At 37.6% G+C, this 9,328-nt stretch carries 10 protein-coding genes; 1 reads left to right on the forward strand and 9 read right to left on the reverse strand.

The annotated features are described in order from the left end of the window. Positions 1-16: 16 nt before the first annotated feature. On the reverse strand, positions 17-1,540 hold the full coding sequence (gene hutH / locus BMSHG_RS17730; RefSeq protein WP_019155805.1) for a histidine ammonia-lyase: 1,524 nt from the start codon (positions 1,538-1,540) through the stop codon (positions 17-19). Positions 1,541-1,678: 138 nt separating this feature from the next. After that, the gene (hutP, locus tag BMSHG_RS17735; protein WP_019155806.1) at positions 1,679-2,122 is read right to left on the reverse strand and encodes a hut operon transcriptional regulator HutP; all 444 of its coding nucleotides are present in this window, start codon (positions 2,120-2,122) and stop codon (positions 1,679-1,681) included. Positions 2,123-2,367: 245 nt separating this feature from the next. Between hutP and BMSHG_RS17740 the strand changes: the two genes are divergently transcribed. Further along, positions 2,368-2,997, forward strand: a complete 630-nt coding sequence (locus BMSHG_RS17740; RefSeq protein WP_019155807.1) for a LysE family transporter — start codon at positions 2,368-2,370, stop codon at positions 2,995-2,997. A 41-nt stretch (positions 2,998-3,038) separates the two neighbouring features. Here the strand turns inward: BMSHG_RS17740 and BMSHG_RS17745 are convergent, their stop codons facing one another. The 7 genes from BMSHG_RS17745 to BMSHG_RS17775 all read right to left on the reverse strand — a co-directional run bounded on the left by BMSHG_RS17745 (position 3,039) and on the right by BMSHG_RS17775 (position 9,090). After that, a complete protein-coding gene (locus tag BMSHG_RS17745; protein ID WP_019155808.1) occupies positions 3,039-3,395 on the reverse strand; it encodes a hypothetical protein in 357 nt (118 codons plus the stop codon). A gap of 96 nt (positions 3,396-3,491) precedes the next feature. After that, positions 3,492-4,853 carry an amino acid permease gene (locus BMSHG_RS17750; RefSeq protein ID WP_019155809.1) on the reverse strand — a complete coding sequence of 454 codons (1,362 nt, stop codon included), beginning with the start codon at positions 4,851-4,853 and terminating at the stop codon, positions 3,492-3,494. Positions 4,854-5,072: 219 nt separating this feature from the next. Further along, positions 5,073-6,188: an MGDG synthase family glycosyltransferase gene (locus tag BMSHG_RS17755; protein ID WP_019155810.1), complete on the reverse strand. Its 1,116-nt coding sequence runs from the start codon at positions 6,186-6,188 to the stop codon at positions 5,073-5,075. 31 nt (positions 6,189-6,219) lie between these two features. Then, positions 6,220-6,765 carry a YkoP family protein gene (locus tag BMSHG_RS17760; RefSeq protein ID WP_019155811.1) on the reverse strand — a complete coding sequence of 182 codons (546 nt, stop codon included), beginning with the start codon at positions 6,763-6,765 and terminating at the stop codon, positions 6,220-6,222. Between the two features lie 179 nt (positions 6,766-6,944). Next, entirely contained in the window at positions 6,945-7,448 is a 504-nt protein-coding gene (locus BMSHG_RS17765; protein WP_019155812.1) for a DoxX family protein, read from the reverse strand. Between the two features lie 140 nt (positions 7,449-7,588). Beyond that, positions 7,589-8,689, reverse strand: a complete 1,101-nt coding sequence (locus BMSHG_RS17770; protein WP_019155813.1) for a glycoside hydrolase domain-containing protein — start codon at positions 8,687-8,689, stop codon at positions 7,589-7,591. A 179-nt stretch (positions 8,690-8,868) separates the two neighbouring features. Next, a complete protein-coding gene (locus BMSHG_RS17775; RefSeq protein WP_019155814.1) occupies positions 8,869-9,090 on the reverse strand; it encodes a hypothetical protein in 222 nt (73 codons plus the stop codon). Positions 9,091-9,328: the final 238 nt, after the last annotated feature.

The following is a 9,328-nucleotide window of genomic DNA, read 5'->3' on the forward strand; positions in this document are numbered from 1 at the left end:
CAAAAAAATATTTTTTTCAACAGAATTCGACTTCAACATTCACTTTTTTTTTCGTAAAAGAGAGCGATGTTTTCAACCAATCTTCAGCGACGCCAATATCTTTGGAAAAGATTCTATCTTTTTCAATAAAAGGTATCCGCTTTCTCCCTTCTATAAGGATTTCTTTTGTGATGGGACTCATATTTTCCTTTCCTTTTAGTTCAGCTGCCTGCATGGCACAGATTAATTCAATTGCTAACACTCTTCTTGCATTTGTAATAATTTGATACGCATGTCTTGAACCAATCGTCCCCATACTGACATGATCCTCTTGATTGGCTGATGACGGGATCGAGTCTACACTTGCTGGGTGAGCTAATGTTTTATTTTCAGAGACAAGAGAAGCCGCACAATATTGCATAATCATAGCGCCTGACTGAAGGCCTGGTTCAGCACTTAAAAATGGCGGCAAATCGTTTAATTGCGGATTCACTAATCGTTCAATCCTTCTTTCAGAGATATTGGCAAGCTCAGCAATGGCTATACCGAGAAAGTCCATCGCAAACGCTATCGGTTGGCCATGAAAATTGCCACCTGAGATCACTTTTTTTCCACCTTCAAAAATAAGTGGATTGTCAGTAGCTGCATTCATTTCAATTTCTAATTTTTCTTTCACGTAATTTAATACTTGCCACGTTGCCCCGTGAACTTGTGGAATACATCTTAAGGAATATGCATCCTGAACTCTTTTTTCTCCTTGCTTTGTCACAAGTTTACTTCCGTCAAGAAGTTCTCTCATTCTCTCGGCAACTAAAATTTGTTCTGGATAACCACGGGCAATATGAACATCCTTATCAAAGGCATCGATGATTCCATTTAAGCCCTCCATCGTCATTGCCGCTATTACTTCCGATTGATAGGCCAATTTTTCTGCTTCCAAAACTCCAATCACACCCATTGCCGTCATCGCTTGTGTTCCATTAATAAGAGCAAGCCCTTCCTTTGCTGTTAATGTAATAGGGAAAATTCCCTCTTTTGACATTGCATCCAATGCTTCGACTCTGTCACCTTTGTAAAATACTTCCCCTTCGCCTAATAGTGGAAGAACTAAATGGGAAAGTGGGGCTAAATCTCCACTTGCCCCCAACGAACCTTGCTGAGGTACAACGGGGTGAATGCCTTTATTGACAAACTCAAGTAATTGTTCAATGACGATTTTTCGAACGCCAGAATAGCCTTTTAAAAGTGCGTTTGCCCTTAAAACGAGCATCGCTCGCGAGACGATTTCTGGAAAAGCAGCACCTACCCCTACTGCATGTGAATGAATGAGATTCAACTGGAGATCCTCAACATTTTCTTTCTCGATTAAGACATCGCTAAATTTGCCAAACCCTGTCGTGATCCCATATACAACACGATTTTCTTGTACAATTTGTTCTACTGCTTTACGGCTTTCTTCAACCCGTTCCCAACTTTCATCAGAAGCAGAAACCACTTTTCCATCAAAAAGAATTTTTTTCATTTCCTCTAGTGTCAACGTATTTCCTGTTAATACCACCATATGTCCACCTGCTTTCGTTGTATTCCTTTACCAAGATAAAGCGCCACATAAAAAGGGGACTATACGCTCAAAATCATTTTTTTGATTTTGAACGTACAGCCCCCTAGTATCTAATAGCTCTGGGCTTTCTTATTGAATTTAAATATGATTAATTCCAAGACCTAACGTCTCGTGCTCTAGCCCTCTGACGGGCGCTCCAATCGTTCCATAGATAGCAACAGCGAGCCACTCACCTTCAGAATGATCCTCATATGGATTCCCGCGGACTACAGCAAAGCGTAAACCGACCGTTCTCATTACAGAACCTAACTGCATTTGACCTCGTGTAATCCCGTGGAGCGCTTCCATGATCGCATGGTATAAAGCGTGTGTTTCTCTGTACAGCTCCTGACTAATAACTCCTTGCTGCTTCGCTGCCACCTCAATTGCAGCAACAACTTTTTGCGACTCCATTGAACCCACTTTTCCTAAACAGCTTTTCCAACCTAATTCGCCAGCCAGTTTCGATAAATCGCTACGATCATCCGCTAGTAAAAGTAAGGTGGCGTGTCGTCCAATTCGATGTTCTTTGTGTAAAGCCATAGGCAATCACTCACTAATCTTATACTCTTGTCTAAATCGATTTTCAAACCGTGCACCTGCTCGTTTTTTCAATCGACTCTACTATCTATTTTTAGAATATGGTAAATATTCTTATATGTCAATCCTAAAGAGGTTGTCATGCTTCTCATCAAAAGCACTATTTTTCATTTTTTTCGAAACAAATACTCATAGTTATTTTTTTCCTACATACAATGTACAAGCTATGTTGTTGTGGAGTGGTTATTTTGAGTATAAGTCTTTTATTTAGTTATATTTTGTTAGGGTTCACTTTGGCTGCACCAATTGGACCTGTTAACTCTGCTCGTTTAGATAAAGGCATTAAAAATGGTTTTTGGCATGCGTGGATAGTCGGTGCTGGCTCGATGATTGCAGATGGAATCTTTATGTTAATTGTCTATTTAGGAATGGTCCAATTTCTTGAGATTCCCATCGTACAAATATTTCTATGGCTGTTTGGTGGATTTATTCTCATTTATTCTGGAATTGAAGGAATAAACAGTGCTGGTTCCGTCTCACTAGACGCACGTCGTGGAAGGGATAGCTTAGGGAAGTGCTTCCTAACTGGGTTCATTATGTCCATTACAAGCCCACTGTCTATTCTTTTTTGGCTCGGGATTTACGGGTCAGTATTAGCAAAAACAGCACAAGTTAATGCGCCTGGATCCCTGCTTCTTTACAGTAGCATGATCTTTCTTGGGCTAACATTATGGGATTTACTCATAGCGGGCTTAACAACGGGGATGCGCAGATTTTTAAACACGTATAGTCTAAAAGCGATCTCGATTGTCTCTGGCTTATCCCTAATAGGATTTGGTCTTTATTTTATGTATGAGGGGATCAAAGAAATTTTATAAAAAATGGACCGGGCTCACATCAGTTCCCAGTCCCTCTTCTTTTATTTCTCTTTCTCTTTTTCCTTGTCTTCTTCTTTTTCCTCAATGATATCATTCATGGCTCTGAATATTTGGGTGTTCATACTTCCTTGAACAATATTTTCTAGAAAGAATTCTCCAATTAATTTTAGGTACTCTTCATCATCAAACATCTTCTTATTTTGTAATTCCATTTCTGCCAAACCCTCATACTTGGCAAGTAAGGCATATGTATAATCGTGTCCAGTGATTGGTGTTAAAATTTCGACATGATGATTGTATTTTTCATTGCGATATTTCTTAATTTTTTTCGCACAAGTAATGGCCTCTTTAAATTTCTCCTGTTTTACCTCAAATGTCTGGTAAACAAATATAGACATCCCCTTCACTCCCGCTCATAATAGAAAAACTATCGTTATTTATAGCCGTGCAAATATAGTATTTTCAAAAACCATTCCATTATCCTTAAAGAAGAATTACTTATGATTTTTATTTTTTATATGCCTTATAAAAAGGACAACAAGGACAAGTGCCACAAAAAGAATACTTACAAAAAACCCAGGGCGGCTAGAGCCATGGATGATCGTTCCACTAACAGCAAGTAGGATTAATCCCATCCCCACAAATCGCTTAACATGATCAAATCCGGTCGCTTGTATAAGTCTTGGGAAGGAGATAAGAATAAAGAACCAATTATATAGAAGCATTAATCCCGCAGCCGTTGTTATATACTCATAGACTTTGTCAGGCATTACAAATGACAAAATTATCGATGTAATAAGACCACAAATCGTTAATCCTAGTGCGTATGGTGGAACCTTCAGCTTACCTTTCTTTGAAAAAAATTTCGGTGCATCTCCGTCTTCTGACAATGTCACAAGCATACTTGTTACAGCGAATAAAGAGGCTGCCATTGTCGAAAATCCAGCAATGATAATTCCACCATTAAAAACATGGGGAAAAAAATCTAAATTGTATTTTTCAAGCGCACTGACAAATGGACTTTCATCGCCATTAAATTTATCGATTGAAACAAGACCAGTAGCTAAGACCATGGAAATAAGATAAATCGTAGTCAGCATGATAAGCATAATCGCTCCAGATTTCCTTGCATCCTCTTTATTTTTAAGCCTTGGAGCCATAATTCCCATAATTTCAATTCCACCAAACGCATAAAACCCGTAAATAAGGGATGCCCATAACCCCATCATCCCTTTTGGTAAGAATTCCTCCATGGAACCTGGAATGGAGAAATCATTTTTACTGCCGCCAAACAATCCAAACAATACGCCTATTGCTAAAATAATAAACATAAAAATCGCCGCTATTTTTACAATTGCAAATATATTTTGAGCTCGCTCAAATCCCTTCGTTCCAATAACGACAACGATCACACCTAGCACAGCATAACCAACAGCAAATACCCAAAGTGGAAGAGTAGGAAACCAAAACCTTGAAAGAATCGAGAGAGCTGTTAGTTGGCTACCTGTGATTAACATTTCGGAAAACCAATAAACCCAGCCACTACTAAAACCAGCCCAACTTCCATACGCTTTCTTAGCATACGAACGAAACGAGCCCTTTTGTGGATCCTTTGCAGACATTTTCATTAAGGCATCCGACACGATAAATGTTCCTACAGCTGCAAGAATGAACGCAATGAGGATAGACGGTCCTGTCATCTTGATCCCAATTCCAGATCCTAGAAAATAACCAGTTCCGATAATACAGCCGACACCTACTAAAGAAAGTTGCCACCAGGCCAATTTTTTCTCCTTTTTCGAACCGGAACCGTCGTTATTATTTGTTTGACTCCCTACACGTTCTGGTATTTCCATAAAATGTCCCTCCCCATATCATCCCAAATTATTATTCACATTGAGCTGTTAATTATTGTGGTTATTTGTTAAAACCCAGAAGCCGGTTTATCCCCTTATATCACGGACTATACATGAAGTTTGCGACAGCACTTTTCGCTTCCTAAATCAGACATTTTAAAAAGCAACAATGTTTGCGAAAGAGCCTTTTATGAGGTAGAGGAACAGCAACCATCCGTTTTATAAATATTCCATCATGATTTGCTCTGGTATCGCTCCGTTAATCTCCTGATGGTACTCCTCAACTATTTGGTGATAATTTTGAAGCATTGATTTTTTGCTTAACATAGAATAAATTTGCTCAAAAACCTTCTCCTTTTTTAAATGAAAAACAAGACCTTCTTTTTTCAAGTTCTCCAAATTAATCTGCTCTTGTCCTGGAAGAGCATGATAAATGAAAATAGGTTTCCTTTTATACATACATTCACTAATGGTTACTCCACCTGGTTTTGTTACAATTGCATCCACTTTGTCATACAAGTCATTCATTCTTTCCATCTTATCTATAAACGAATGAACCTGGATTTGTTGATGATTTAACGAAATCAGCTTTTTATATAACTCCTCATTCTTTCCACAAAGTACGATTAACTTCAGATTTTTATTGGGATCATTTAAAAACTCTTCAATCAGTCCATCTATTGCCCCGACCCCTAAATTTCCTCCTGAAATCAGAACAGTTATCAAATTAGAGGAAGAAGACATCAATGGTTTTTCTTGTTTTTTTATCATGTTGTGTACGGGTATCCCCGTCACAAAAATCTGTTCATCTCGTACGCCTTTCTTCATGAGAAATGTCTTGATTTGTACAGATGGAACAAGGTGACAGTCTATATATTGAACTCCCCATAATCGGTGCACAAAAAAATCGGTGTATACATTCACTACTGGTGTTTGCATTTCCCCTCTGCCCTTCATTAAATTGAGGGCATAAGCAGGCAAGGAATGGGTACAAACAATCAAGTCAGGATGAATTTCAGCTATTAATTTTCTCATAAAAGGTAAAAAAAGCAGCTCATATAACCTAAAGCGTTTATCATTATGGAGATCTTTATAGACGGTATTTCGGTAAATTTTGTTATAAAATTGAGGAAAGATCGAAAACCATTTGATATAGATTTGTGAAACGAGGTTTTCAATCGCTCCATAACTGTAGGCGAGGATATCCCTTTTTTCACATTTTAACGTAGGATCTAGTTTCTGAAGACGGTCCATTAATGCATTTGCCACTTGATGATGCCCAGAAGCAATTTGTAAAAAGGGTAAGAAAAGTACTGTCTTCTTCGAATTTTTCATGGTACACCCCTATACGATTAATTGCCTTGATTCATTGGCCATATAAGTCAGTCAATCTAGCTATAGACATAAATAAATAATTAGGTTTTTGAGCGATCATGTCATTCCACTTTGAACGATCATGCGATAGGATACCAATTGGAAAAAAACTCAATGTTTTATACCACTTATAAATGGGGTTGATAATCTCAATGATTTCAAACCCAAGTCGCTCACACCCCTTACTTAAAAGAGTAATCCCTACAATTCCTTTCACATTGTAAGATCGAAAATGGCTGCGAATGTAAAATTCTAAACCTGGAAGAGAGTTTTGAACATAACGATAAATTAATTTTGCCTTTTTCAACTCACTCTTAATGTCTCGAACTTCCATTAAAAGCCGAACATTATGTAAATGAATTTTCACCAATACATCATTCTTATTGATTTCCGTTCCATCTGACAGGGTGATATTTCGCCCTTTATATTTCGTTAGTCTTATTCTGAAAATATTGTCTTCTGTTACATATTTCAACCGAGTGCATGAAAAATAATAAGGATCAAGTTTGTGCCAAACTGATAGGATATACGCTCTCACTATTGTCGCTCCTTTTGGACGAATACAGATATGTCTCTTCAATAGTTTCTAATTTAGAATTCATTTCTATCCTTGCTGAGATAATTTTTTTCATGAAATGTAGAAGGATTAAAAAATGAAAAGAGCTCACAGTGAGCTCTTTTTTTAGATCATATACTATTCAATTACATGCTTGTCCTTTAAATTTGCCCAATCGGATCTTCATTTCTACTGAATCTCTGTCTGAAGAATGGGAAAATGTAACGATCTAATCCGAATCGTCCTGCGTTATATCCTGCCACCAATATAAAGATTGTCCACAGTAACATTTGCGGATTGACACTGACTGTTCCGCTAAATAAGAAAGCGAAGTTCATTATCGCACCCATTAACGCAGCGAAGGTTGTAAAAATACCGAGGATTAATGCAATACCAACAAGAACTTCCCCCCACATGACTAGATAAGTAAACAGGTTCGCATTGGGGATTGCCACAGCTTCTAGAAATGAACCCCACCACGGTTGGACTGTGGGATTTTCTCCTGATGCATTAGTTACTGCACCTTGTAAGAAACCACTAGCATTAAATCCACCTCCCGTTATTTTCCCCCAACCACTGGTAAGCCATTTATAGCCTAGATATAATCTTAAAATCAATAAAAGAGCTGCAGCAATTTTACTTTCTCTTAGAAATCGTACAAACATTTTCTTACCCCCTTTACTTCTATAGTTTGTGTTTCTAATTTTAAGTATTCATGCAAGTTTTTACTCTAGCGACTAATAAAGGTAAGAAGAAAATTTTGCCTGAACATAAAAAAAAGATGGATTCACACATCATCCATCTTTCACCAAAGTACTTCTGTCATATTTGCCGGAAAGAGATTTGTATCGATATTACAGCTTTCTGCATCGATTCCATATTGCCAACCAGCAACATTCGAATTTTCAGGAGCTTCTGGGGCAAATTCTGGGGCATTAGACTCTGTAGTAACCCCAGGGCTTGGAGCAGCTGTCCAAATATACGCCCGTTCTAAAATCGAGCTATCGCTTTGGGCTGCCTCTTCAAAGGCTACAGTCAAATCAGATTCTGCATCAAATACACCATATATTCCGGATTCATAGTTTGAGTTAAAGATTACTTCGTGCCATCCACGAATGAACGCTGAATCTACAGGATAATCTGGTTCGATATCAGCAAAAATGGCTACTCCCTCAGGAATCCCTAATTCCTTCGCTTTCGCAATAGCTTGTTCGGCCTCATCTCTTCCATTTTCATAGCCAGTTGCATCCACAAAATGATTCCAAATAGGAAGAACTTTAATATCATTGGTGTGAAGAAGCTCTACCTCATCAGTAGTTATTCCTTCGGAAACACCTTCTTTCTCACCGACATATCTACCCCAAATGACAGGTTCTCCAAAGTTTTCTCTTACGCAAGCTAACATGTCTGAAGTCGTGTGACTTGCAGAATCGACACCCCAAACGATTTCATCATTTGAGGTGTTATTGCTTGCACTCGCATCACCATTTTCATTACTATTTGAATTTTCTTCTTGATTATTTCCTTCACTGTCCGTGCTTTCATTCGTTGAACTCTGTGTATTTCCTTCTACATTATTGCCAATATCATTGTTCACTTTGACATCAACATTCACTTCTATATTATTCCTGACATTATTATCTACATTGTTATTTTCACCGTTTCTTACGTGATTGTTTATAGAATTATTTACTTCTGCATTTTCTCCATTTATATTATTTTCAACATTGTTTGTAACCGCACTGTCCCCATTTCCCCTTGTCTCATTTTCTTCCGTGCCGTCAGCAGACACTTTACCTGTCACTGGCTCAGCTGGGCTTGGGTTCATTAGCGAGAAGGAAAAAACGGAGATGACAACAATAAAAAATGCTGTGACTACGAGAGGTATTAGTTTCCCTTTTAGCATATCTTTCCCTCCTTGTCTTTTCATGACATCTTATGCGACAAGGAATGCTAACGTATGGGCATGTGAAAAATTGGCAATTCCACAAAAACAAAGCAAAATCTAAACAATCCTATCCAATAAAAAAAAGTGCTGAAATGTTAAACATTTCAGCACTTTACTTATTATTTATATGGTCAGGACTAGTTCAATGAACTTTCACGTGCGGCTTCTCGTTCTTCATGCCACATTTTAATATGGGTAAAGATAGAAAATAGTAAGAAGAAATTCATTGCCCAAACACTTATAAATGGTGCAAATCCACCGAATTCAATCGTTTGATAGCCTTTCAAAAGTAAGACAATATATGACTCGATAAACACAAGTAAAAATCCCCCAACACCAGCAGCAACCATTCTAATCATGACTAGATTCCTCCCCATGTATATTTTCATAAACCATATTCACATTGTTGTAAAAAATTTATTACAATCATGTGAATTAATATTCAAAAATCACATTTAATTATATTTATATGGTATTATGTATAGTTCTTATTTTGAATTATATATTCAACACTGCATAATTACAATCAAAAGCTTACTGTATTCTGCAAATAGGTCTTAATACCCACAAAAAGGACATCAACGAAAAAGTTGATGT

Origin of the sequence: Robertmurraya massiliosenegalensis JC6, assembly GCF_000311725.1 — a bacterium.
GTDB classification, from domain to species: Bacteria; Bacillota; Bacilli; order Bacillales; family Cytobacillaceae; genus Robertmurraya; species Robertmurraya massiliosenegalensis.